This is a genomic window from Leptospira selangorensis (genome assembly GCF_004769405.1).
Classification (GTDB): domain Bacteria; phylum Spirochaetota; class Leptospiria; order Leptospirales; family Leptospiraceae; genus Leptospira_B; species Leptospira_B selangorensis.
The window spans coordinates 29,381-54,515 of the sequence record NZ_RQES01000018.1 but is presented as its reverse complement, the minus strand read 5'-3'; the positions used below and the strand labels follow the sequence as shown (position 1 = coordinate 54,515).

Sequence of the window (25,135 nt, the reverse complement as noted above, 5' to 3'; positions counted from 1 at the left end):
TTTATATATTTATCCCAGAACGATCGTTCGAATTATAATTTTATGATTTGCTTTTTATTCCTGGCCGGAGGTAATTGCGGCCCTTAGGAGATGAAGCGATGGAATCAAACTCGAATCAAGCCAAGCATGCATGGAGGATCCTGATCCTTCTATTTTTGGCAAACCTTCTAAACTTCTTTGATAGAACTATCCCTGCAATCATCATAGAACCTATTAGACATGAATGGGATTTAAGCGATCTTCAATTAGGCATAGTAGGTTCCGCATTTACCGTAATCTATGCCATTGCCGGTTTGCCGTTAGGAAGGCTCGCCGATTCTTGGAGTCGTAAAAAGATCATAGGTTTCGGATTAGCGATTTGGAGTGCATTCACTGCTTTGAATGGATATGCTTGGAATTATTTATCCTTTGTTTCTGTTCGTATGGGTGTTGGAATAGGAGAAGCAAGTTATGCGCCTGCTGCAAATTCGCTGATAGGAGATCTTTTTCCTTCTCATAAAAGGGCAAGAGCAGTCGGTATTTTTATGTTGGGACTTCCCTTAGGTCTCGTTCTTGCATTTTTCACCGTGGGGGCCATGGTAAAAGCATTCGGAACTTGGAGAGCTCCATTCTTCATCGCAGCATTGCCTGGGATCCTTCTTTCTATATTCTTCTTTTTTATCCGTGAACCGGAAAGAGGAGCCGCGGAATCCATTCAAGTCTCTCAATCTGCGCCGACACAGCCCATTAAAAAAGTATTAAGAATTCCTACTATGTGGTGGATCATTTTATCAGGTCTTACATTCAATTTTGCCGCTTATGCGGTGAATAGTTTCCTAGTTTCTTTATTACAAAGATATTATCATTTCACTTTGGTAAAAGCAGCGATCACTACAGGATTTATAGTAGGGATCACAGGTTTGGTCGGCTTGACTCTGGGCGGCTGGATCGCAGACAAGATCCACCAAAGATCGGAAAGAGGTCGCCTTCTTTTCGGCGCATTCAATCTTTTCGTGTCCGGAATTCTGATCCTTCTTGCATTATTGCAGTCGGAAGAAATGGTTTTATTCTTCTCCCTTCTACTTGGGTTCGGTTGGTTACTTTCTTATAATTATTATACCTGCGTTTACCCCGCTATCCAAGACGTGATTGAACCTAGACTCAGAGCAACTGCGATGGCGATCTATTTCGCTGCTATGTATTTATTAGGTGGGGCGGCCGGTCCAGCAGTCGTAGGTTGGTTCTCCGATTATTTGACCAGATCAGCAATGCTCCGTTCAGGTACTTCCGAAATGACGGAACAATTTAAAGCAATTGGTCTTCATGATTCCCTCTATCTGATCCCAGTGACTGTATTACTGACTTCCCTATTTGTATTCCTTGCTTCCAAAAGTTTCGCCAAAGATGCATCCGATATGAAGAGGAGTTTAGAAGGAAAGGCATAAAACTAATCATATGATTAGTTTATTTAGTCTTATTTCTGTAACTTAAATGATACCAGTTTTGCATAAAACATAACCACAGGAGCCTTGTAACCAAATCATCGTCATACTGTAATCATTTTGTAACGTAAAAAAGCCATTCTGTTACCTAAACGTAAAACAGAATTCGCAAGGGAAAAACCCGGGAAGCGAATCGAAAAGGTAACTCTGAATGAAGCAGAAATCTAAAAAGAGAAAGAACTTAGAAGGGATAGTATCTCAATTTTTTATTCTAGGACTCGTCATCTATTCCCAAACGATTTTCTCCCAGGAAATATCGCCGGGAGCAGAACTTGCGCAAGCAGGCGAGCCTCCTAAAGTGGAAAAACCTAAGCAGGAAGAATTCACTATTTATGAAGATCAGGACGGGCAATTGTATACCAAACCTGGTCCAGGTCGTTTTAAAAGTAAGATGGATAAAGCCATCAACAAGAGCGATCCTAAGTTCAATCCTTATCCAAACCATTTCACTAGCAGACCTGACGAACCTCAAAAGGAAAGACTTACCATCACGGGTAGGATACAATTCAGAGGTATTTCCGCTCAGACCGGATCCAATTATAATAACGGAAATGGAGATTTCAATTCGGTAGATTGGAACTTCAGACGTCTTCGTTTGGGATTACAGTATCAAGGTAATTCTTGGTGGGGGATGGCACTGAACCTAAGGGGAGAAAACATGTTGAATGCTCCTTATATCACCCAAACCAAAAACACCACCGGAGAAGTGACTAATGTTTCCTTAAGAGAAAACAGAGGTTATATCCAAGAAGCGTTCCTTTATGTGAATATTCCGATCTTGGGAGCAAGATTGAGTTTTGGTCAATTACCTACTCAATTCCACAGAGAATATCTGATGTCTTCCGCGAACTTCATCGCATTAGAACGTTCTTATATGACAAACGCGTATCCTCAGTTCGATATGGGTGTGAACCTAAGACTTTCTCCTTTGAAAGATTTTTTCGAAGGGAAATACGAAAAATATCTTACCGTAGATCTAATGGCCGGTAACGGACACGGTGGTGGCGGTGACTATGGAACAGGTAGACGCCAAGACCTTACAGTTGCAGGCAGACCGAACCAACCTATTTTGAATTCTCCTTTATACTTTGCGAGAGTTCAATGGAACGTATTGGGTGGTATCGTAAAAGAGAACGGTAGTAATGTAGGTTGGCAAGAAGGGGAAGAGATCTTCCAAAAAGATCTAAAAATTTCCCTGGGTGCTGCAACCATGCAAACTAAGAACGTAAGCTTTAGCTCCGGTCCTGCATCCACTTTAGCTGTGGACGGCGCGATCCCGAGAGGAGCTCCAACTCAGTATCTTCTTACCACTCAAACTACTGCGGATAATAGCACTGCTGATTGTACTGTCCCAAGCTATCAAACCAGCTATTGCCAAAAAAATCTGGACCTAAGAGGTTATACCTACGACGGAACCATGACTTGGAACGGTATCTATCTGAGTGGAGCTTATACTACTTATACCGGAGCGGCTTCCAATAATCTTTCCGGATGGCAGGCAACAGTCGGATATAATATCCAACTATTCGATAAATATTATATTATGCCTGTTTTCAGATATGATTTCCTAAAAGGAGATTTCAATCGTAACGGTAAGATAGAAGATAACGATCTGAAAAAATATTACTGGGTTGGTTTAAATCTTTTCGGAGATAAACACCTATTCAAGGCACAATTGTTCTACCAAATTCCTGTTCTGAAATTAGGAATAGACCCTGTGACCAGGGAACCTGAAACGATCAATAACCAAACCGTTTACTTCCAGCTTCAGGCAACTTTCTGGACCGGAATGGTTACACCGGACCAATTAAACACCAGGTTAGATTAAGAAGAGGAGAAAGTAAATATTATGAAATCTAAACTTAAATTCATACTTCCACTTTTGGGACTTTTAGCAATTTCCTGCTCTTCCGATACAAAGGATGATACAGCTTTATTACAAGCATTAGTAGGAAACCCTGATGACGGAAATAATTCCATCGTAGTGGTAGAGGTTGCCGGAAACTTCACGGACTATACCGGAGAATGTTACGACCATTTCACCCTTTTCGGAGCTTCCAATTCTACGATCTCTCCGACTAACTATTATCTAAATGTAATGTTTGGACATTCTTTGGATACTGCACTTAGAAAATCGGCTCTTTCCAAACAAACTTGTGGAGCTTTGGGTTTCTTGGGTTCAGGAATCCCTACAAATGCAAGTCCATTGAATTTCAGATATTATACCTGTGATCCAAACCTGGGACAAGCCGGGGGAGATTGTGGGAAAAAGATTAAGTCAGCAGTAGGATTTCCCTAACAACTAACAATCGAAAGCCCTTGTACTTCTTGCAGCCAAGGGCCTATTTTCATAGAATGCGTTAAAATGCCAAATCTATGCAGCAAAACAGAGTGTATTAGGATTGTAATATTCGAGAAATCCGTTCGTAACGGTTCTCATTTATGATTCAAAAATATTTCAGGAGAAATATCAAACAGATGAAAAAGATAGGTTTAAGACTTATTGTCTTATTAGCATTCGCTCTTTCTTCATTTTCCGTATCCGGGGAAGAGAAAAAGACAATCACCATAAAAGGATCCGATACGATGGTTATCCTGGTTCAAAAATGGACCGAAACCTTCCCGGATAAATCCGTTCAATTCCAAGTTACTGGAGGAGGATCCGGAACCGGGATCGCAGCTCTAATCAATGGAACTACGGATATTTGTTCTGCTTCTCGCCCTCTCAAACCTCAAGAAATCCAACAATTAAAGGAAAAATATAATTCCAACGGTGTGGAAATCAAGGTTGCAATCGACGGTATTTCTCTTTATGTAAACAAAAAGAATCCAGTCGCAAAACTTTCTCTGGAAGAAATCCGTAAAATTTTCACCGGAAAGATCACCAATTGGAAAGAAGTTGGCGGAGAAGATCATAAAATCGTATTGTATAGCCGCGAGAATAACTCCGGAACTTACGAGTATTTCAAAGAACACGCTTTGGAAAAACAAGACTTTGATCCTTCTGCTCAACATATGGTAGGAACTGCGGCACTAGTAAACGCAATCTCCAAAGACAAATGGGGAATCGGTTACGGTGGAGCGGCTTACGCTTCCGGAGTTAAAGATGTTGCAGTATCTGCTGACGCAAACTCCAAAGCGGAACTTCCGACTGAAGCGAATATTTTGACCAATAAATATCCGATCTCTAGATATCTATATTTCTATCTGAGAGAAGCACCTAAAGACCAAACTAAAAAGTTTATCGATTGGGTGATCGGAAAAGACGGACAAAAAGTTGTGAAGGACGTAGGTTACTTCCCTCTTAAGAAAAAGTAATATTGTGTGATCGGCTCCCGGCAACGGGGGCCGTTCTTAAATCCAGAATTCGGAATATTCAATGAGCAAACTCGATCCTCTGCTGAGATATCTTTTACATCCGAGCAGAAGAAAAATAGACGTTTTCGCGGAAACCTTAGTAAAAGGGACCGCTGCAACTTCCATCCTTATCATTCTTCTTATTTTTTTCTTCGTCTTTAGAGAAGCTTCTTCCTTATTCTTCTCGGATTCCCCGCAAGCCACTTCTACTGTCCAAAGCTCCGGAGCTCCAGCGGAATACAATCCTGACTCTAGTGCGGATGCCCCTGCGGAATATAATCCTGATGGAGATACTTTAGAATTAAATAAACCCGTAGCTGTTGCCACTCCTGAGCCTGAAAAACTTTCTCTTTTCGAAAATCTTTTCAGCAAGGTTTGGCAGCCGGTTTCTTCCGTTCCTAAATTCGGTATTCTACCTTTGATAGTAGGTACTGCAAAAACTACAATCATAGCGATCCTACTCGGAGCACCTTTAGCTATTTTAGCCGCTCTGAATATTACGTTTTTTGTATCTGCAAGAGTGCGAGAGATCGTAAAACCAGCCATCGAAATGCTCGCAAACTTCCCTTCCGTAGTGATCGGATTTTTCTGTTTGATGGACGTTGCTACCTTAGTAAAGGCAACCTTCGATATAGATTTCAGATTGAACGCTTTGACTGGAGGGATCGGTCTTGCGATCGCAGTCACTCCGATCATATTTACGGTGGCAGAAGACGCACTAAGCACAGTGCCTCAATCTTATAGACAGGCATCCTTAGCATTAGGCGCTACTGAATGGCAAACCGCTTATAGAGTTATGCTTCCTGCCGCATTGCCCGGAGTATTCGCCGCAGTCCTTTTAGGCGTAGGAAGAGCTTTTGGAGAGACTATGATTGCTCTAATGGCTACAGGTAATGCTCCTATGATGAGTTTCGGTATTTTTGATCCGAGTAGGACATTTGCAGCCACAATCGGCGCAGAAATGGGAGAAGTTATCTGGGGATCAGAACATTATAATATTCTGTTCTTCCTGGGAGTTCTTCTTTTCCTATTCACATTTTCCTTGAACGCAATCACCGAGCTGTATGTTAAAAAACGGCTTATGAAAAAGTTCCAAGGCTCCTAAACAAACAAGATTTGGTAAACCTCTTTGAAATGGAAAAAAGTCAGACTTAAAAGAAGAAGAGTCGTCAAAGATAAAATTTATTCCATATTAGCTCTCGGCGCCCCTATGCTTGCTACAGGACTCATTTTATCCGCAGTCCTTCTCATGCTAGGCAATATATTCTATAAAGGAATTTCCGGGGTTAATTGGGAATTCCTGACGGAAGCACCAAGGAATAATAACTTAGAAGGCGGGATATTTCCTGCGATCTACGGAACAGTATATCTAGTTTTTATAATGATCTTATTCAGCATTCCGATTGGAACCGCGACCGGGATCTTTCTTTCCGAATATACCGCAAGAGATTCTAAGTTCGCAATGACTGTCAGATTTGCGATCAATACCCTGGCAGGAGTTCCTTCCATCGTATTCGGTCTGTTCGGCGTAGGATTTTTCATCCAATTCCTCGGAAAAGGAATGGATTATGTTGCGAATAATACTACTCCGGTTTGGGGAAAGCCTGCCCTGATCTGGGCCGCTGCAACCCTTGCGATCCTCACCCTACCTGTAGTCATTATCTCTGTAGAAGAAACAATGAGAAGTATTCCAAGAGAAATGAGAGAATCCAGTCTCGCGTTAGGCGCAACCAAATGGCAAACCATCTGGAAATTGATCCTACCGAATTCTTTAACCGGAATTTTAACGGGAGCAATCCTTGCGATCGGAAGAGGAGCAGGAGAAGTTGCTCCGATCTTATTCGTGGGAGTTGTATATTCCTTACCGGAATTACCTTCTCACCTTTCGGATCAATTCATGCAATTAGGTTATCACCTATTTGTATTGGCGACCCAGTCGCCTGATGTGGACGCAGCGATGCCGAAACAATATGCAACCACAGTGGTATTATTGACTCTAACCTTCGGGATGAGTTTTTTCGCTACTTTCTTAAGATACAGAATCAGAAAATCCAGGGGTAAGGCCCATGTATAACGTTTTTATTGGAGATGCGAGGAGTTAATCGCAGATGAAAGATACAAAAGTAAAAATAAAATCCCGCCATTTCAATTTTTTCTACGGTGAGAACCAAGCACTGCATGATATCTCTTTAGAAATTCATGCGAAGAAGGTCACAGCATTCATTGGCCCCTCCGGCTGTGGTAAATCCACTTTTTTAAGATCAATCAATCGGATGAACGATGTGATCGATAGTTCTAAAGTGAATGGTAAACTGGAAATAGACGGTATTAATATTTATGATCCTCTAATGAATGTCGTGGAACTCAGAAAAAGGGTCGGAATGGTTTTCCAAAAGTCTTTTCCTTTTCCTAAATCCATTTATGAGAATATAGCTTACGGTCTGAAACTGAACGGCGGAGTCTCCAAAGACCAAATGGATCATATTGTCGAAGAAAGTTTAAGAAAGTCCGCTCTCTGGAAAGAAGTAAAAGACAGACTGAATGATAGCGCACTTGGACTTTCGGGCGGACAACAACAAAGGTTATGTATTGCAAGGGCGATCGCAATGAACCCTGAAGTGATCCTAATGGATGAACCTTGTTCCGCGTTGGATCCAATCTCCACTAAGAAAGTAGAAGAGTTCATTTCAGAATTTAAGGACTCTTATACAATCGTGATCGTGACACATAATATGCAACAAGCAGCCAGGGTAAGCGATTATACCGGCTTCTTTTATATGGGTCGTTTGGTGGAATTCGATACTACTAAAAAGATGTTCCATGATCCTTCTAAAAAGGAAACGGAAGATTATATTTCCGGAAAATTCGGCTGACCATTATAGCCTATATTTCCGTATCAAAACGCCTGCATTATGCAGGCGTTTTTTTATTCTGAGTTGTAACCTAACCCACTATTCTTCGAAGTTTCCCTCAATGAGGCAGACGAAATCAGACTTAACCGAATCACTCGAGATCATTTTTTCGAGATTTGCGGATTTACTCCTTAGGATCTCAGAAAGAAATTATACTCGTCCATTACATCTATTATCAGGTGCCAGTATAGGAAAACAAATCCGCCATTGTTTGGAATTTGCGGAAGCATTAATAAACGGATATGACACAGGACTTGTTTCTTACGACCAAAGAGAAAGAAATCCTCTTTACGAAAATTCTCCGAGAGCGGCAGCAGATCGTCTTCATGAACTAATAAAGGAATATGATCTAAGAGATTGGGAAGGAGAAGTCCAAGTTTCTTACTTAGTCCATTCTTCTTCCGGGATAGAGAATATAGTAAACTCCTCTTGGGAAAGAGAACTACTCTATGTGCAAGAACATACAATTCACCATGAAGCAATCATAAGAGTCGCACTCGAACACGATCTCGGTTTCGAAGATATTCCGGATAGTTTTGGGTTTGCAATTTCCACATTACAATATAATTCAAATCAGCTCATTCTTTCTTGGGATCCGGTCATCTAATGTTAGAAACTCAGACAGAACAAGATCTTCTTAGGCAATCAGATCCTATGGAATTCTGGCCTACCTGGAAATTGTACCTTCCTCTGATCCCATATATTATATATGAATCGATTCGTTCTATTAGATCCGGCTCAATTTCCTCTTTAGGATTTGGAACAATTGCTTCCGCTAATCCGGAAATTCATCTTGGAGGACTTGTAGGAGAATCCAAATATCAAATCTTACAAAAACTGGCCCCTCGACATGTATTAAAATTCTTTTTAGTTCCGAAAGGTTCCAAGGACACGAATTCTATTTTAGAAAAAATGAATTCTTTTGGATTGGAATTTCCGATCATACTCAAACCTGATTCAGGACAAAGAGGGCAAGGAGTCAGAAAAGTCCAAAATTTAAAACATTTGGAAGAATGTTTGCTGGAATCGAATGTGGATCTTATTGTCCAAGAGTATCACCCCGGCCCATTCGAAGTCGGAGTTTTTTATTATAGATATCCGAATGAATCTAAAGGTAGGATATTTTCCATCACCAGAAAAGTATTTCCTAAGATAACCGGAAACGGAATATCAACTCTTTCTCAATTAGTGGAAAACCACCCCAGATTCAGAATACAGAAAGAAACGTTTCAAAAAAGATTTTCCGAAACTTGGGAGAAAATCCCTAAATTAGGAGAGATCATTTGCCTTTCGGAAGCTGGAAACCATTGCCAGGGGACTTTATTTTTAGACGGTTCCGAATGGATCACTCCAGAATTAGAAAATAAGATCCATGAAATCTCTTCTTCCTTTAAAGGTTTTTATTTTGGTAGATATGATATTCGATTCAGTTCTCTTAAAGATTTTTTAGAAGGAAAGGATCTGCATATAGTGGAATTGAACGGAGTTACTTCCGAATCCACGAATATATACGACCCAAGGTTTTCGTTCAAAGAAAGATATTCCATACTATTTTCACAGTGGAAGATACTATTTCAAATTTCCAGACAATCCAGAACAAAGGGCGCCGGTCTTTTCTCCATCCTAAAGGCCTTGTATATTTTTTATTTCGGAGACAGGATCGTGTCCGATCTTTCCAGTTGAGGCTTGCAATTTTTTCCGTAATATGAAAGGTTTATCCCTGCTCTAAATATTTAAACTTCTCAAATCCCGGAGAATTTTATGAAACAAAAGCTAATTCAGCTTATTTATCTGATCTTCGGAGATCCCAAAAAGAACTCCTTAGAGCATAGATTATTCAACGCGATTTCCTTGGTAAACGGAAGTTTAAATATCCTAGGTTCCATATTCGAAGAGACAACCGAATATTCTCACCGTGTAATTTTTCTAAATTTGATCTCCGGTATCATTCTACTTATCATGTATTATTTTTCCAGATTTAAGAACATTTATTACGTTCTATTCTGGCCTTTAAATCTGACTATACTTGTATATTTATCTTCTCTTTGGTTTCTACATGGAGGTTCTAATGGAGGAAACCATTATTATTTCATCCCCGCTCTGGTAATCGCTACTATTCTTTTAAAAAATCATAATATCCTTTTCATCTATGGATTTTATGCGTTTGTCACCGGTTCCTTGTATATATTCGAATATTTTTATCCGAATTTTATAGTTCCTCAAAAGGACAGAGATACGGAATATATGGACCTAGGTGGAAACTATATCTTTGTCCAGATCCTAACAGGTATACTTATCTTCATACTCAGCAGGAACTTGAATATAGAGAGAAAAAAATCGGATAACCTGCTTCGGAATATTCTACCCGAATCTATTGCGGACGAATTAAAAATGAACGATACCGTCCAGCCAAAACGTTATGATAGTGTTACCGTATTATTCACCGATATGGCGGGGTTTACTCAGATCGCGGAAAAAATGAGTCCGGAGGAGCTAGTGAAGGAACTCCACTTCTTCTTTGCGGAATTCGATAAGATCGCAAAAAAATACGGCTTAGAGAAGATCAAAACGATCGGAGACGCATATATGGCTGTAGCAGGACTTCCTACGCCAAATAATACCCACGCTAGAGACACTGTTTTCTGCGGATTGGAATTCCAACAATTCATGAAAAAGCAAAAGTTAGAAAGACAGAACCAAGGCCTTCCTACCTGGGAACTACGTTTGGGCATCCATACCGGAAGTGTAGTGGCAGGAGTGATCGGAACCGAAAAATTCGCTTACGATATTTGGGGAGACACCGTCAATACTGCAAGCCGTATGGAAAGTTCCGGGCTCGCTGGCGAGGTGAATATCTCCTTAGATACCTTCCATTTTGTGAGAGAAGATTTCATCTGCGAGTCCAGAGGATTGATAAAAGCTAAGAACAAGGGAGAGATCGAAATGTTTTTGGTGAAGGAAGCCAGAGAAGTATAATAGGTTCTTGACCTAAGGGTCCCAGGAAAGAATTTGAACCAGTCAGATTTTCTTTCCCATGAATTTTAATAGTTTTGGATTTTTCATATTCCTATTAATTACCTTTACTCTTTACTATCTTCCTTTCCTAAAAAGATTCCAACTTCTGACAGTAGTCGCCGCAAGTTTTTATTTTTACGCATATACAGATCCTTGGTTACTAATTCTACTCTTGTTCTCTATCTTTTGGAATGCGAGTATCGTATATCTGATCCAGACCCCGGACTTTAAATCTAAAAAAGCGGTCTTAGCGTTGGGAGTAGTCCTAAACCTAAGCGTATTATTCTTCTTTAAATATAGCGGGTTATTCGCCAAAACTTTCTTAGGAAGTTCAGGCTCCTCGGATCTACATTGGATCTTTTTGATCCCGCTTCCGATCGGTATTTCTTTTTATACCTTTCATGGGATCAGTATGGTGGTGGACTTTTATCGAATTGGTCCCGAAATTTTCAAGGAGAAGGTTCCCTACCCTAAACTGATCTTACAATCTTCTCTCTATATCAATTTTTTCCCTCAGTTGGTAGCTGGGCCTATCGTTAAGGCAAAAGAATTTTTTCCTCAGATCAAAACAAAAAACTTCAAGGATATTCCTTGGATCCAAGCTGCGAAGATCTTAATACTTGGATATTTTCTAAAAACAGTGATCGCAGATAATCTGAATGATCTTACATTCGTTATCGATTTTCCTTATAATGCTCATCATTCTACTCTTACATTAGTACTTTTGATTTTCGGGTATTCTGCTCAGATATTTGCGGACTTTGCCGGATATTCTTTGATCGCGATCGGAACTGCATTCTTATTCGGCTATAAACTTCCGACCAATTTCAATTTTCCTTATATATCCTCTAACTTTTCGGAGTTTTGGAGAAGATGGCATATTTCTCTTTCTACTTGGCTCAGGGATTATTTATATATTCCTCTAGGAGGAAATAGAAAAGGAAATTTCCGGACTTATATAAATCTATTCTTAGTCATGGCCTTGGGCGGACTTTGGCATGGAGCAGAATGGAGATATATGGTTTGGGGAATCGGTCATGGACTTCTATTATTGATAGAAAGATTTCTAGATCAGAATTTTCCATTTAAATTACCCGAGAATCGTTTCTTCTCCTTTATAAAAACCGGATTTGTGTTCTTAAGTGTTTCTCTTTTGTGGTTACTATTCCGTTTGCCTGATTTCGAAACCGCAGTTAAATATTTAAAATTATTAGGAACAAATCTAAGTTTAGGAACCGACTGGGAACTTTGTACATTCTTAATATTCTTTTCTATTCCCGTCTTCTTTTATCATTTTTATGGCTGGTATAAGGAGAAGTATCCGGAAGAAACAATGGAGAAGGTCTCGAATATAGGTTATGCATTTCTTCTATTTCTGATCGTTTTGAACAAAGGGCCTTCTGCCGCATTTATCTATTTTCAGTTTTAACTATGAAATTTTTTGTCCGACTTATTATATTCTTTCTCATCTTTCTAGGATTGTATTCCGGTTTCGTATATTTTCTTTCTCCTCAGAAAATACCGAAACAGAGTTGGTGGCAGCATAATAGAGTTCGAGTAGAAAGTTTTTTGACCGAAGGAAAAGATTCTAGATTCGTGATCGTTGGATCTTCCATGTCAGATAGAATGTTGCCTAAGCCAAACTCAGGTTGGTTTAATCTTTCATTAGTGGGAGAAGGTGCTCTAACAGGATTATCTATATTAAAAAATTCAGATATTTCTCCCAAATTCGTTCTGATCGAAGTTAATCAACTTTCCGTAAAGGAAAATGAAAAATTCTCCCGAGATAATACTGAGCCATTTTTTGTTTTTACTAGAAGAAATTTCCCTGTTCTTAGATCCGAAAAACAACCTTTGAATTATGCGGTAGGGTTTGTGATCCAATTTACGGATCGTTTTTTTGCAGCAGAAGCAAAGCCCAATCCAAAAGAAGAAAAGGAAGCTCTCGAAATTTCCAAACGATTAAAAGAAGAACATCTACAGGAAGTAAAACGTTGGTACGGCGCTGCGGTAGAACAGAAAAAGTTAAATGATAGAATGGCCTACCTTTCTTCCGTTCTGAAAGAATTGGAAGCTAAAGGAGTCCGACCAATATTTTTCGAAATGCCAATGCATCCTGAAATTTTGGTCTCAGCGAAAGAAACCAGGACAAGAGAGACTGTTTTGAAAAACTTTCCTCCTTCTCAATACCTTTGGTTTATTGATCATAAAGACATCTATGAAGATAGCGATGCTCTTCATCTTGCCTATCCGGAAGCGGATAGATTCTTGTCCAAATTGAAAGAATACGCGGAATCCTTGTAGTAAGGGAGTTCCTACCACTCCCGGAACCAGATTTTTGTCTCAGAATTTGAGCATAGGCGAATATTCCTGGATTCGAGTTATATTAAACATTTTATTCAATATAACAGATTTTTCTACTATCCAAGAAGACTGGATTTGAAAATCCTTGGACTAGTTTAATTCCGACTATAGGTGAATCAATGAATCGAATATTATATCTCATATTACTTACCCTTCTTCCTTTTTTTATAAATTGCGGAAAGAAAGAAGCCCCCAATCTTCCCGGCGATAGAAAAAATCTGAAGATCGGGATTTGTCCCGGGCCTTATGGGGATCTTTTGAAAGAAGGTGTTTTCCCCGACTTGGAGAAGAAAGGATACAAGATAGAGATCGTTCAGTTCAGTGATTATATCCAGCCGAATCTAGCGTTGGCTTCCGGGGATATAGATGCGAACTTGTTCCAACATCTTCCTTATTTGAAAAAATTTACCGCGGATAAAAATCTAAAGTTAAGCGCCATCATCAATATTCCTACGGCACCCATGTCGGTGTTTGCGGGGAAAACTAAAAACCCTAAGGATATAAAAGAGAAGGCGTCGATCGCCCTTCCGAACGATCCAACGAACTTGTTAAGAGCTTTAAAACTTTTTCAAGAATTAGGTTTTATTAAAGTAAATCCGGATGCACTTCCTACCAAGGCTTCTTTAAACGATATTACCGAAAATAAAAAGCAGATCCAATTCTTACCTTTAGAAGCGGCTCAACTTCCTAGATCTTTAGAAAGTACAGACTTTTCCGCGATCAACGGAAATTTCGCACTCGCATCAGGTTTGGATCTGACAAAAGCAGTGATCCTAGAAAAGCTGGCAGAAGAACATAAAAACATAATAGTAGTTCGTGAGACGGAAAAAGACAGTGTATTTGCTAAAGATATAGTCGAAGCGGTAAAATCCGAAAACTTCGAAACTATTGTAGATAAAGACTTTAAAGGATTCCAAAAGCCGGAATGGTTCGGGAAGCGGAAGTAAAAGAAAACCCAGGAATTATATTAGAATTTCGGAACGTTTTTAAAACGTTTCCGAATTCTACACATCCTTCTATTGAGGACATTTCCTTAAAGATAGATAAGGGAGAAATTTTCGGCATCATAGGAACTACCGGAGCCGGAAAAAGTACCTTACTTAGATTTGCAAATTTGCTGGAAATACCCGACTCAGGGCAGGTATTTTTCCAATCCGCAGATATCTCTCATTTAAATGGAGAAGAACTTAGGCATCATAGATCCAAAGTCGGAATGGTTTTCCAACAATCTCATTTGATATTAAATAAGAAAGTTTTCGATAATATCGCACTTCCATTAAAAGCGGCAGGTTGGAAAAAAGAAAAGATCCGTGAAAGAGTGATCGAACTTCTTTCCTTGATAGGACTCGAAGATAAGATAGATTCTTATCCGAACCAACTTAGTGGCGGACAAAAACAAAGAGTAGGAATCGCGAGAGCGATCGCAAATCATCCGACTCTACTCTTATGCGATGAACCAACTTCCGCCCTGGATCCGGAAACCACTCGTTCTATTTTAGGACTTTTAAGAGACATTCATAAAAAATTCTCTATAACAATACTTATCGTAACTCACGAAATGAATGTGGTAAGAGAGATCTGCAATTCCGTAGCGGTATTAGAAAAAGGTAAATTGATCGAAACAGGTTCCGTTTATTCCCTATTCGCGGACCCTTCTCAAGAAATTACTAAAAAACTTACAGGACACGCTTTCACAAATTCTATTCCGGAAGAAACCTTGGCAAGAACGGAAGGAAGAATACTTAGAGTTGTATTGAAAAATGAGATCGCTACCGAACCTATACTTGGGAAAGTGATCCGCGCCACAAACCATGTCCCAAATATTATCCACAGTAAAATTGAATATATTTCAGGGAAACCGATCGGAGTTTTTTATCTGGAAACCGATCCGGCGGATAATAGTACGGACACTATCAGATCCGCATTCGTAAGATATGGAGCCACCGTGGAGGAAATTTTCAGATGAATCTTTCCAAATGGATAGAATTATATCCGGAACTAGTCAATGCATTCGGACAAACATTCCTAATGCTTGGGATCTCATTATCTTCCGCTTTGGTATTCGGAATTCCTCTGGGATTTTTGATCTACCTTACTGATAAAAAACTATTTATACCAAACAGATTCTTCCACGCGGTACTCGGGATATTGGCCAACTTAATCCGCTCCATTCCATTCGTGATCTTACTCGTGGCACTAATCCCTCTCACTCAATCCTTAGTAGGAACTACAATCGGCCCGCTTGCGGCCTCAGTTCCGCTTTCTGTGGCAGCGATCCCGTTTTTAGCCAGACTAGTCGAAACATCTCTAAGAGAAATTCCGGAAGGAGTTTTAGAAGCTGCAGTCTCTACAGGGGCAAAACTCAATTTAATTATCAGAGAAGTTTTGATACCGGAAGCAATGCCGGGAATCTATTCCGCTATTACGGTTACAACCATCAGCTTATTAGGGTATTCTGCAATGGCAGGGATTGTAGGTGGAGGAGGAATTGGAGATCTTGCGATCAGATTCGGTTATTACAGATACGAAGACGATATCATGTTCGCAACAGTTTTTGTTCTGATCGCTTTAGTCCAAACATTCCAATGGATCGGAGATATAACCCGTAAAAGAAGTGATAAAAGGATCTCTCATTAGTTCTTAAAAAGAAGAATATACCGTCCCAAGGTAAAAAGAATCCGCAAGCAAACCTGCGGATCAAATGTGTGGTGTTTCATATTCAAAAAATTTAATTATCAAATGCGCCTAAGGAAATCCATTCACTCCCTTCTTTTTTATATCTCAAAACCCCTTTTAAAGGAATGATCTGCCCGCTTTTTGCATCATACCAACGAGAAGAAGAAAGGTTTGCCAACAATGAGAAATGTAATAACTTCTCTGTTCCGGATTTGTTTGCCGAATTTTGCATCACCCAACCGACATACTCCCTATGATATCTTCCTTCTTGGGCATGATGAACATAGTTACGAAGATCTTCCTTTAATTTTACTTTAGCGGAGAAGGGAACGTACAGCAAATCCTTACTTCCTGAGGAAAAAGATTCCTTAACGGAAATCGCTTTTTCTGCATGTATATCTTCTACGGTTCCAAATAAGGAGAGTCCTTTTTCCAGATCCGTTTTACATCTGGAATCGCTAATCTCAGTTCCGCAAAATACAAAAGAAAAAAATGAAATCGAAAGAATTCCTGTAAACAAACCAAATCGGATCATATTCATATTCCCTAATGTTTCCCCGGAACCAGAACGGAGTTCCTTCTCTCATACATGATATAAGCTTCCAATGCGATCATCTTAGGATCGTCGTAAGCCAAAGGTTTACCTTGGAGAGGATTTTGGATACACCAGTTAATCATCTCCCTTAATGTGGAGACTTTTCCGATTTGTTTTTGGAATTTCGGATATGTTTCAGGATGTGTATTGGTGGCATTCGGATGACACATAGCACATTGTACTGTATTTCCTCCCAATTCAGGCCCATGGAAAAGTTTTTCTCCTCTAACCACCGTTTCCATAAATGCCGCATTCCATTTGTCTTCGTTGGATTTATCCCAGTCATCTCCGAAAACCAAAGACACCGTTCCGAAAATCAGAAATAAAACGGAAGTGCAGATCCCGAATAAAATTTTAGATTTAGATCTATTTCTAAAAGTATACCGATCGTCCATAAGATTCTCCTAATAATGCGTTTGAGGTAGAATTCTAGATTCTGGCTTTTGATAAGTCGAATCTACCGGATGCCCAGCGGATTCGTCGTATTTTACGATCCTATCCTTATTCTCCCAAAGTTTATAATGCATTTCCTCTCTTGCATTATCCATGTTTACGAAGGCCCAGCCGGTTCCGTCCCTCTCATGGAACGGATCCTGGCGGTTCATAAAGACTGTCATCTTAGGAATATAATGTGGCGACTGAGTATAACTCTCCGGATAAGGCCAAGGCCAAGCAGTGGACATCAATGCATAGAAACTTATATTCTTGATTTGGTTGTATAAAACTTGGTGAACATGTCCGTGAAATACCGTCACGTTATCAAATTTACTTAGGACCGATTGGATCTTCTCCGCGTCGTCCGTCCAAAAATTCCAAGGTTTATAAATTTTATATAATGGAGAATGAGAAAGAACCACTAAAGGAGTCCCACTTTTAATATTCTCCAGATCCTTTTTCAACCAGGCGATCTGATCATCACCCACCATAAAAGGAGAACCGTTCGGATTATCCAAACGGGCCATCTCGTTCATTCTTTCTTCAGGGGTTTTCCAACGTTTGATCCAAGTGTCATAGGTAAGAATACTATTCAGGACTACAAAATGAACTCCCTTATGATCGAAGGAATAATTGAGTTTGCTGATCTTATCCTGCCAATAATTCCCCATATCCAAGTAATAATCATGTTCTCCGATCACGTATTTTACCGGAACTTTAAGCTTGGATAGAAGTTCCATACCATGATCTAGCTCTTCTCTTTTTCCTAACTGAGCCAGATCCCCGCCGAATACAACAAAGTCAGGCCTAGGAAACATTAGGTTCACTGTTTCAATTGCCTTATTCAGACCCGTATCAAAATTCCGAACGAAATTCGTTCCTTTAATATGTGTTAGGTGAGGATCCGATATAAATGCAAAGGTAAATTTTTCATGAGTGCCCTTTCCTCTTCCCCCGCAGGCAATCTCCACTAAACTCATCGGAACAATACTCGCGGCGAGTAGACCCCCCGTTCTGCGCAAAAAATCCTTCCTGCTCAGTTTACCTTCTTCCATAACTCTCCTCCTCGTCGGAATATTTCCGATCCTCAATCATTTTGGCATGCTAGGCAAAACCGGACTTGTTAAGGATTTTAGAAAAGATATAAGATCAGCTTTCTCTTGGCCGGTTAATCCCAAGGGACGAATACCGCTGCTTAAAAAAGGATTTGGTTCTCCGCCTCTATCATACAGATCGATGACCTGTTCTAGGCTTGTTAAACTCCCATCATGCATATAAGGAGAAGTTAATGCGATATTCCTAAGCCCCGGAGTTTTGAACGCTCCCAGGTCTTCACTGATTCCAGTAACCGCAAATCTACCCAGCTCGGAAGATTCTATATTAGTAAGTATTTCTTCGTCAGAAGTGGGACTGTTTTTAGATTCGGCTTTTTTTTGGAGGATCTCTTCTAACTTGGGTTGTATTCTTTTAAAACCCACTCCCAGATTATGGAATTTATCATCTATAAAAATCGCGTATGTTTCACCTATCGTATGGCAATCTTGGCATCTCGCCTTGCCCATATACAAATTTAAACCGCGGATCGCGGACTCGGATAATACCTTCTCTTCTTTTCCGAATCTATAACGATCAAAAGGAGAATTTCCTGAAATGATCGTTCTTTCAAAAGATGCAATTGCCATGGCAACATGATCTATCTTGATAGAATCCGATTCGACTCCGAACACAGTCTTAAACTTCGAAGTATAATCCGGATCCGATTTTACGATCTTTATAAGGTCATCATGACTGGAAAGACCATGCTCCACAGGATTTAAGAGAGGATCTTTGGACTGGCCTTCTAAATCGTTTCTTCTTCCGTCCCAGAATTGTGTTTTATAATAGACTGCATTCAATACTGTAGGCGCATTTCTAGTTCCGGTAAGATTTTTGATACCCTTAGATACCTTAAGTTTATCCACAAATGCCTGTTCAGGTTTATGACAGGTAGCGCAAGATACGGTTCCATCGGCGCTAAATCGTTTATCAGAATATAATTTTGCACCTAACGATACTTTATCGTTAGATTGAGGATTATTTTTAGGGACAGGTACGTCGGGTAATCCTAAAATCCCACTGGGAATATAGGTAAGCTCAGTTAGGTCTGTGTCTTTTTTCTTCTGGGAATCACAACCTATACAATAAAAAACGAATATAAGAAATATATATCCTAAAAACTTGGAATCGATTCGTGAAGATGTAATAACTTTCATTCAACATCGCCGACAAAATTTTCGCTTAGAATAGTTCTAGAATTAAAATAGGTCAAGGCCTGGAGAAAGAAAAAGTTAGATTATTAGAATTTTTTTATCCTTCAATTTGAGAGTAAGTTTCAAAAATCATTAATAAGTTAAAACATTCGTTTTATTTAAAGTATGTTTTAAGATGAAAGACTAAACATACTTACAGTATTTCTATTTCTTTTCCGATCCTATTGGCTTTATCTCTTTTAAAAGTTTCGCCAATTGTTTTGCAGTATGAGAAGCCCATTCAGGATTTAGATTATCTTCTTCACCGATTACGATGTCCTTTTTCCAATAAAGCCATCTTGTCTCTCCGGATCTTCTCCAACCTATTACAGTCGCCTTTTTTCCTGGAGGCAAATTAGGAAAATATAAAACTCTTTTACTCTGATCGGTATATACAGGCATAATGGAATTGATATCCTTGAAAATCAGAAGAAAGATCGGCCTATCTTCTAAATTCTTTTTCAGGACCTCTTCCTCAAGAACATTCAAATAAAGAGGAATGATTGGAGAAAAATTCAAGAACCGGTCACAATTAATCCAACCGAAATTATAAAGAGTAAAACCTTCTTTTTCATTCAGCAAGATAGGTCCTTCGCTTTCAGAGGACGGACTCTTTGACTGTGCTTTTTCTTTGGTCGGAGAAATAGAAATGTCGGAATTCCAACTAAGGCTATCGTTTGTCCAATCTAGACTTCCATCCTCTTTCTTTTTCCCATAAAAAATCTCATACCCTGGTTCCGGAGGATTTTTAAATTCTACACGCAAAGGGCTTCTCTTATTAATTTTTGCTTTCTGACCTTCGGACGAATAAACTTCTAAGCGGATCATTCCCTTGGTCTCGATAGATTTTTCTCCGCTTGTAGTACTTAAACCGGAAAGCAAAATATCTGCGTTAGAATAATATTCTGAAAGTTCTACTCGAACTTCTCCTAATAATGGTTTTCCATTTTCTCCGAGTAGAGAGCCCGAAGGAAAATGAATGATAGTTCCTTCTTCTCCATTTACTTGAGAATTCGTACCTGCATGTATGAAAAAAACCTGAGTTTCTTTATAACGGGAAGAAAAGAGAAAGTCGTCCCGGTCTTTCTTAAAAATTTTCTGAAAGCTGGAACAATTCAGTACGAGTATGGATAAGTATATTAGGCAAAATATTTTTTTGATCATGGATTCAAAACTTCCGTCTTGAAATCTATACCAAGTCTGCCAATCATGCGGACAAAATTATCTAAAATTTATTTTTAGAAATCTACTTTATGTTTAGTCGGAACTCCTTCATCCATTTAGGAACTCCAACACGCGGCTTCCTACTTCCGCTAAGCTTTTCCACACAAAATACTGGTCTTCTCCCTAACCAATTATACAATCTAAGGACCTTTTTCCCTCTTCTCCGTTAAAACCGAAGGATTTATCCGTTATTACGGATATAATGTCCATTATGTCAAATTCAGCAGTTCTGCAAAAAGAAACCAGTAAGATCCACCAAGAAGTAATCGAAGCAAACAATAAGTATGTTTCCGAGTTCGGTAAAAAGGGAGAATTAGCCCTTCCCCCTGCCAGAAGTTTTACGATCCTCACATGTATGGATGCTCGTTTGGATCCGGCAAAATACGCCGGACTTTCCGAAGGAGATGCTCATGTAATCCGCAATGCAGGCGGAAGAGCAAGCGACGACGCGATCCGTTCATTGATCATTTCTCATAAACTTTTAGGCACAAAAGAATTTTTCGTGATCCATCACTCTGATTGTGGAATGGAATTATTCAATGATCAGATCATCCGAAATTTATTAGCGAAAAGTTTGAAAACTGCAACTGTAGATGCAAACGGTTGGAGAAACTTGGAAGAATCCGGAGGATCAGACGAAGCAAAATATATCCCATTCTTAACTTTTGAAAATTTGGAAAAGAGCGTGGTAGACGATGTAAAAAGGATCAGAAACCATCCTTTGATCCCTAAGGACATCCCCGTTTATGGATACTTCTACGATGTGAAAACAGGAAAACTTGTGGAAGTGCAAGAAGCGACCAAAATCGGAAGAGCTTCTTGATCCTTGGAAAAATCAACCGGAAGAAAAATTAGATCCTTAATTTCTAATATTCTCTTCCGGTTTTTATTTTAGATCCTGATAGAATATCCGAAAGACCAGATAATACTATGAAGCGGGATCTTTTGTTCTAAGTGTTTATTCACAAGAGCCTGCTTTACATTAGGATCTAATCCGGAATTTTGGATGGAACTTAAGATAAAATCATTCACAAATCCATAACCCTTCGAAGGATCTATTGTTAATCCATCATTAGAATTTCCTGTTAATGGGCCTACCCAAGTCGCTCCTGGAACTGTCCCAACCGTTTGGCCTCCCACAGTATTTGGATAATAATAATTATTATCTATCATATAAGTATTCGGTCTGTAAACGTCAGTGAGTGAAAAAGAGAACCCTAAATACTTTACGGTTATCTTATAGTCTATATTCTTAAATCCGGACCTTCTATCTATATTATCATTATAGTATTGGTATCCAAAATCGATCCCTGGTTGGATCTTAAAATTTTCAGTGATCTCATATTCATGAAATACGGAGAATCTATGAAAAGTTGTACCATTAAACGCGTTCGTAGGATACCCGGACTCCAGGTCCTTCTCCCCTGCAATACTTGAGCCGCCAATTCTTTCCGAAGTCACTCTCACATTATAAGTATAAGTGGGATGAATATATTTCAGAACAGGTAATGCCCAACCAAAAGTAAAAAGTCCTAAAGCAAAACTCGGCTGATTATTCGCATAATAGATCCAACCTGCATTCCAATCTCCCAAACGATTTGTAGACCATTTATAGTTGAGAAGAGTGGCAAGACCTTCTCTCAATCCGTTAGGCTCCTTTCTCAATCTGTTCGTATTCGGATCTTCCGCAACCTTGTCCAGATCGACTCCTGGTCCGTACGGATGTGATTGAAATACTCCGTCCACGTCCCTATTGGTTCTCCCGGTCAAAGGCGAATAATCTCTGATGATCAGTTGTAAACCTTCTACAGGAGTTGGGATATTTACCATTGTATCTAGGATCAAAGACTTAGGTACTTCTGAATAATGAAGATCTCCTCTTCTATCAAAAGCATTTCCGAATAAACTATTACCATTGATGAACACATCGTTGGTCAAAGATTGGGTCCAGATCAGATCATAATTTCTTTTGGAAGGGGCCGGTTTTTGTTCCTTCAATTCTTGGACATTGTTTTCGGCCTGGACACTTGCAATCTCTGATTTAGGAATCCGGACCGGAATAGAATCTTCCAAACTAAAGATATAATATTCTTCCGCTTCCTTCTCCAGTTTCAGATTTTTCAGAACTTTCCCTGATTTCAGCCTTACCTCATCTCCAAAAAGAGGAGAGATGAAAAAGAAAGAAAACAGCAAAATCGGCAAATATTGGTAGGTTTTCTGAATCGACCTAAGTATTTTCATAGGAGTCTCCTTAGTCCCCGTTCGCACTATCTTTGAATTTTAAGGCGAAACAGGGCTATTCCCATTAGTTCAATAATATTTGAACTATAAAACTTAGAAAGTGCTTGTCAATCTTTTGTTCAAATATTATTGAACTTTATAAGGAGTATTGGAAAAAAAATTCCGATGTCTAAACAACCAACTCATCCCAATCTAGATCAGATAGAATTGAACTCTATATTCGAAGCAGTAAGTGATCCGATCCGGAGGAAGATACTATTGGATCTTTCGGAGAAAGGTGAATCCAATTGTTCTACCTTTCTAGTCTATGCCCCCAAAACAAATCTTTCGTACCATATGGGAAAATTAAGGGAAGCTGGGATGATCTTCACCAGATACGAAGGAACTCAGAGATTTTCCATCATCCGTCAAGACGACCTGGAGAAAAAATTCCCAGGCCTACTCGACACGATCTTAAAAAGTGCAAGGATAGAGAGCGCTCAAGAAGAAGTTTCCGGGATCAAAGTCTAACGCGAAACTCAACCTTTCATTAATAGTAAACCTTGTGCTACGCTGACCACAGGTTTATATCCTAATTCTTTTTTAGCCTTATCTATACGGATCGTACATTCTTTTCCCATAATATCAACCGGGAATCTCATCATCGGAGGTTCTTTACGAATTCCGAATATTCTCCATATCCCTTCCACGACCATCGCTAAAAACCCAGCAAGTGCAGAGGGAACAGAAGCCTGAGGAAGTGAAATCCCTTGGGTTTGCATCATCTCTGTTAGAAATGTTTTTACAGTTTTATCCTCGTCATCCGTGATGAAGTAGATTTGCCCCGGCACACCCTTAGTTAAAGCAAGTTCCGTTGCATGAACCAGATTCGGAATACAGGTTACAGAAGTTTTGGCTTTTCCCCCATCCAACCACATAAATTTTCCTTCGGCCACCATCTTCTTAAGAACAGGAAGAACAGATGTATCTCCCGGACCCCAAACTAGTCTTGGCCTTAGGGCGATTGTTTCAAAACCGGGACGATTTGCGGAGACTACCCTTCTTTCCGCCTCTCCTTTACTACGACTATAATAGTAAGGAGTTTTTTTGGGATAAGGATAAGTCTCATCTATTTGGATCATATCCTGTCCATAAAATAGCGCCGCCTCTGTTCCCATATGTATAAATCTTTTAACACCTGCTTTCTGAGAAGCCTCTAATAAACGAGTTGTTCCTTCGACATTTCCTTTCCAAAAATCTTGGTAATTTCCCCATGGACCTACAAACGCCGCGCAATGAATTACAATATCTATTCCGGTTAAGTCTTGTGAACTGATAGATTCTAAACTTCCACTTACTATTTCAAAACCTTGTTGAGTTAAAGTAGAATCTGTCTTTGGAGATCTGGATAATACTTTTACCTTATGTTTTTCTTTTAAATGGCGAGCAATTGCTCCGCCCACAAATCCGGAAGCTCCGGTAATAAATAAATTCATATCTTCTCCAAGATCCAATTCTCAAATGGAAAGTTTAGGAAGTATACTAGAAAACCTGAAAGTCGTTGACCTTTTGAATTTTAAAAAGAGAATCTAACTTATTCTTTTAGGTGCAGAAGAATATGGATCTTTTTCAAAAATATAATATTTTCGTTCTATTAAATTTATTCTTAATTCCGAGCTTACAAGCCTCAGAGGAAATCCCGAAGAACGGACCTTCTGAAAACAAAAAACAAAAATTCGAATTATTATTAAAGAGACAAACCTATAGTTTTATTCCTTATAATTTCACTTCTTATTCGGAAAAAACGGATCCGAAAGAATCGATAGAAACAAGCCATTTGCAACAAAACCAAAAAGTATTGGTTCCTGCAGTTTTCAGTTACGAAAATTATGAAAAAAATTACCGAGCAGAGATCTCTTATTACGAAGTGGAATTGGTAAATCCGAATTCGAATGTGATCCGATCCAATTCTAGCGGCCTATCTGCGGAGAGATTTTATTATTCTCCTTTGGCAAGATCAGAGTTTGAAGCGAATTTTTATAAGATCATCTCTCCCGCTCAAAACTGGAATTTATATTTAGGCGGAGGACTTCGTAATATCAATAAGTACACCTACGGCAAATACATGTTAGACGGTGCTTTCCAGGAATATTTTTATACGTACGGCCCTCAGGTTTCTATCCAATCTTCTTATCAATTTATGGAAAATTTTACGGCAAATTTAAGTTTAGATGTGTTTTATACGGAAGGGACTAGATTTTTCAAAACTCCTATGATTTCTACGGATACATTGGTTTTTACCAATGGAAGCGCGGGGACCAGAGGGATTTTTAGAGGTTATGAATCTGAAATTTCTCTCCAATATAAATTTCATGAGAATATGAGATTTCATTTGGGGTATAACCAAATTTATTCCTATTTCAGCTATTTGCATTTTGACCAATTGAATCTTTATTATAATATATCTTCACCTTCCTCTATCTCTATTAGTAATGGCTCCAGATCAGGGAACTATGAGATTTTAAGAGGATTCTTCTTAGGGTTTTCAGTCTTTTTTTAAAAATATTC

At 39.2% G+C, this 25,135-nt stretch carries 25 protein-coding genes; 18 read left to right on the top strand and 7 right to left on the bottom strand.

All coding sequences use genetic code 11. The annotated features are described in order from the left end of the window. Positions 1 to 98: 98 nt before the first annotated feature. The 15 genes from EHO58_RS12790 to EHO58_RS12720 all read left to right on the top strand — a co-directional run bounded on the left by EHO58_RS12790 (position 99) and on the right by EHO58_RS12720 (position 15,766). Positions 99 to 1,424, top strand: coding sequence for a spinster family MFS transporter (locus EHO58_RS12790; protein WP_135680201.1), 1,326 nt, complete (start codon positions 99 to 101; stop codon positions 1,422 to 1,424). Between the two features lie 208 nt (positions 1,425 to 1,632). Continuing rightward, on the top strand, positions 1,633 to 3,309 hold the full coding sequence (locus tag EHO58_RS12785) for a hypothetical protein (protein WP_135629101.1): 1,677 nt from the start codon (positions 1,633 to 1,635) through the stop codon (positions 3,307 to 3,309). A gap of 21 nt (positions 3,310 to 3,330) precedes the next feature. Then, on the top strand, positions 3,331 to 3,780 hold the full coding sequence (locus EHO58_RS12780) for an LA_3150 family lipoprotein (protein ID WP_135629100.1): 450 nt from the start codon (positions 3,331 to 3,333) through the stop codon (positions 3,778 to 3,780). Positions 3,781 to 3,959: 179 nt separating this feature from the next. Then, a complete protein-coding gene (locus EHO58_RS12775; RefSeq protein ID WP_100707983.1) occupies positions 3,960 to 4,799 on the top strand; it encodes a phosphate ABC transporter substrate-binding protein in 840 nt (279 codons plus the stop codon). A 61-nt stretch (positions 4,800 to 4,860) separates the two neighbouring features. Continuing rightward, positions 4,861 to 5,943, top strand: coding sequence for a phosphate ABC transporter permease subunit PstC (gene pstC, locus EHO58_RS12770; protein ID WP_135680200.1), 1,083 nt, complete (start codon positions 4,861 to 4,863; stop codon positions 5,941 to 5,943). Positions 5,944 to 5,967: 24 nt separating this feature from the next. Then, entirely contained in the window at positions 5,968 to 6,912 is a 945-nt protein-coding gene (pstA, locus tag EHO58_RS12765) for a phosphate ABC transporter permease PstA (RefSeq protein ID WP_135629098.1), read from the top strand. A gap of 34 nt (positions 6,913 to 6,946) precedes the next feature. Continuing rightward, entirely contained in the window at positions 6,947 to 7,711 is a 765-nt protein-coding gene (gene pstB / locus EHO58_RS12760) for a phosphate ABC transporter ATP-binding protein PstB (RefSeq protein ID WP_100707948.1), read from the top strand. 100 nt (positions 7,712 to 7,811) lie between these two features. Then, positions 7,812 to 8,357, top strand: a complete 546-nt coding sequence (locus EHO58_RS12755) for a hypothetical protein (RefSeq protein ID WP_135680199.1) — start codon at positions 7,812 to 7,814, stop codon at positions 8,355 to 8,357. Next, positions 8,357 to 9,433: an ATP-grasp domain-containing protein gene (locus EHO58_RS12750; RefSeq protein WP_135680198.1), complete on the top strand. Its 1,077-nt coding sequence runs from the start codon at positions 8,357 to 8,359 to the stop codon at positions 9,431 to 9,433. Before EHO58_RS12755 ends, EHO58_RS12750 begins: the two co-directional genes overlap by 1 nt. A 78-nt stretch (positions 9,434 to 9,511) precedes the next feature. Further along, positions 9,512 to 10,726 carry an adenylate/guanylate cyclase domain-containing protein gene (locus EHO58_RS12745; RefSeq protein WP_135680197.1) on the top strand — a complete coding sequence of 405 codons (1,215 nt, stop codon included), beginning with the start codon at positions 9,512 to 9,514 and terminating at the stop codon, positions 10,724 to 10,726. A 58-nt stretch (positions 10,727 to 10,784) separates the two neighbouring features. Next, the gene (locus EHO58_RS12740) at positions 10,785 to 12,194 is read left to right on the top strand and encodes an MBOAT family O-acyltransferase (protein ID WP_135680196.1); all 1,410 of its coding nucleotides are present in this window, start codon (positions 10,785 to 10,787) and stop codon (positions 12,192 to 12,194) included. A 2-nt stretch (positions 12,195 to 12,196) separates the two neighbouring features. Beyond that, entirely contained in the window at positions 12,197 to 13,069 is an 873-nt protein-coding gene (locus tag EHO58_RS12735; RefSeq protein WP_135680195.1) for a hypothetical protein, read from the top strand. Between the two features lie 179 nt (positions 13,070 to 13,248). Continuing rightward, positions 13,249 to 14,076: a MetQ/NlpA family ABC transporter substrate-binding protein gene (locus tag EHO58_RS12730; RefSeq protein WP_135680194.1), complete on the top strand. Its 828-nt coding sequence runs from the start codon at positions 13,249 to 13,251 to the stop codon at positions 14,074 to 14,076. Next, entirely contained in the window at positions 14,055 to 15,095 is a 1,041-nt protein-coding gene (locus EHO58_RS12725; RefSeq protein ID WP_135680193.1) for a methionine ABC transporter ATP-binding protein, read from the top strand. The genes EHO58_RS12730 and EHO58_RS12725 overlap by 22 nt, the downstream gene beginning before the upstream one ends. Then, a complete protein-coding gene (locus EHO58_RS12720) occupies positions 15,092 to 15,766 on the top strand; it encodes a methionine ABC transporter permease (protein WP_135629090.1) in 675 nt (224 codons plus the stop codon). Before EHO58_RS12725 ends, EHO58_RS12720 begins: the two co-directional genes overlap by 4 nt. 91 nt (positions 15,767 to 15,857) lie before the next feature. Here EHO58_RS12720 and EHO58_RS12715 read toward each other — a convergent pair whose 3' ends face one another. From EHO58_RS12715 to EHO58_RS12695, 5 genes are all read right to left on the bottom strand, one after another. After that, positions 15,858 to 16,340, bottom strand: coding sequence for a hypothetical protein (locus EHO58_RS12715; protein ID WP_135680192.1), 483 nt, complete (start codon positions 16,338 to 16,340; stop codon positions 15,858 to 15,860). 11 nt (positions 16,341 to 16,351) lie between these two features. After that, on the bottom strand, positions 16,352 to 16,795 hold the full coding sequence (locus EHO58_RS12710; protein WP_244241169.1) for a c-type cytochrome: 444 nt from the start codon (positions 16,793 to 16,795) through the stop codon (positions 16,352 to 16,354). Positions 16,796 to 16,804: 9 nt separating this feature from the next. Next, entirely contained in the window at positions 16,805 to 17,890 is a 1,086-nt protein-coding gene (locus EHO58_RS12705) for a metallophosphoesterase family protein (protein WP_208728805.1), read from the bottom strand. 36 nt (positions 17,891 to 17,926) lie between these two features. After that, the gene (locus EHO58_RS12700) at positions 17,927 to 19,087 is read right to left on the bottom strand and encodes a cytochrome-c peroxidase (RefSeq protein ID WP_135680191.1); all 1,161 of its coding nucleotides are present in this window, start codon (positions 19,085 to 19,087) and stop codon (positions 17,927 to 17,929) included. Between the two features lie 201 nt (positions 19,088 to 19,288). Then, entirely contained in the window at positions 19,289 to 20,287 is a 999-nt protein-coding gene (locus EHO58_RS12695) for a hypothetical protein (protein WP_135680190.1), read from the bottom strand. 271 nt (positions 20,288 to 20,558) lie between these two features. Between EHO58_RS12695 and EHO58_RS12690 the strand changes: the two genes are divergently transcribed. Further along, the gene (locus EHO58_RS12690; RefSeq protein ID WP_135629087.1) at positions 20,559 to 21,170 is read left to right on the top strand and encodes a beta-class carbonic anhydrase; all 612 of its coding nucleotides are present in this window, start codon (positions 20,559 to 20,561) and stop codon (positions 21,168 to 21,170) included. 68 nt (positions 21,171 to 21,238) lie between these two features. Here EHO58_RS12690 and EHO58_RS12685 read toward each other — a convergent pair whose 3' ends face one another. Continuing rightward, entirely contained in the window at positions 21,239 to 22,588 is a 1,350-nt protein-coding gene (locus EHO58_RS12685; protein ID WP_135680189.1) for a hypothetical protein, read from the bottom strand. 165 nt (positions 22,589 to 22,753) lie between these two features. Here EHO58_RS12685 and EHO58_RS12680 point away from each other — a divergent pair, with 165 nt between their 5' ends. After that, a complete protein-coding gene (locus tag EHO58_RS12680) occupies positions 22,754 to 23,098 on the top strand; it encodes an ArsR/SmtB family transcription factor (protein WP_135629085.1) in 345 nt (114 codons plus the stop codon). Positions 23,099 to 23,106: 8 nt separating this feature from the next. On the opposite strand, the gene EHO58_RS12675 is transcribed toward EHO58_RS12680, so the two are convergent. After that, positions 23,107 to 24,063, bottom strand: coding sequence for an NAD-dependent epimerase/dehydratase family protein (locus EHO58_RS12675; protein ID WP_135680188.1), 957 nt, complete (start codon positions 24,061 to 24,063; stop codon positions 23,107 to 23,109). A 122-nt stretch (positions 24,064 to 24,185) separates the two neighbouring features. On the opposite strand from EHO58_RS12675, the gene EHO58_RS12670 reads away from it, so the two are divergent. Further along, complete coding sequence (locus EHO58_RS12670; protein WP_135680187.1) at positions 24,186 to 25,127, top strand: LA_2444/LA_4059 family outer membrane protein; 942 nt, start codon at positions 24,186 to 24,188, stop codon at positions 25,125 to 25,127. Positions 25,128 to 25,135 lie beyond the last annotated feature (8 nt).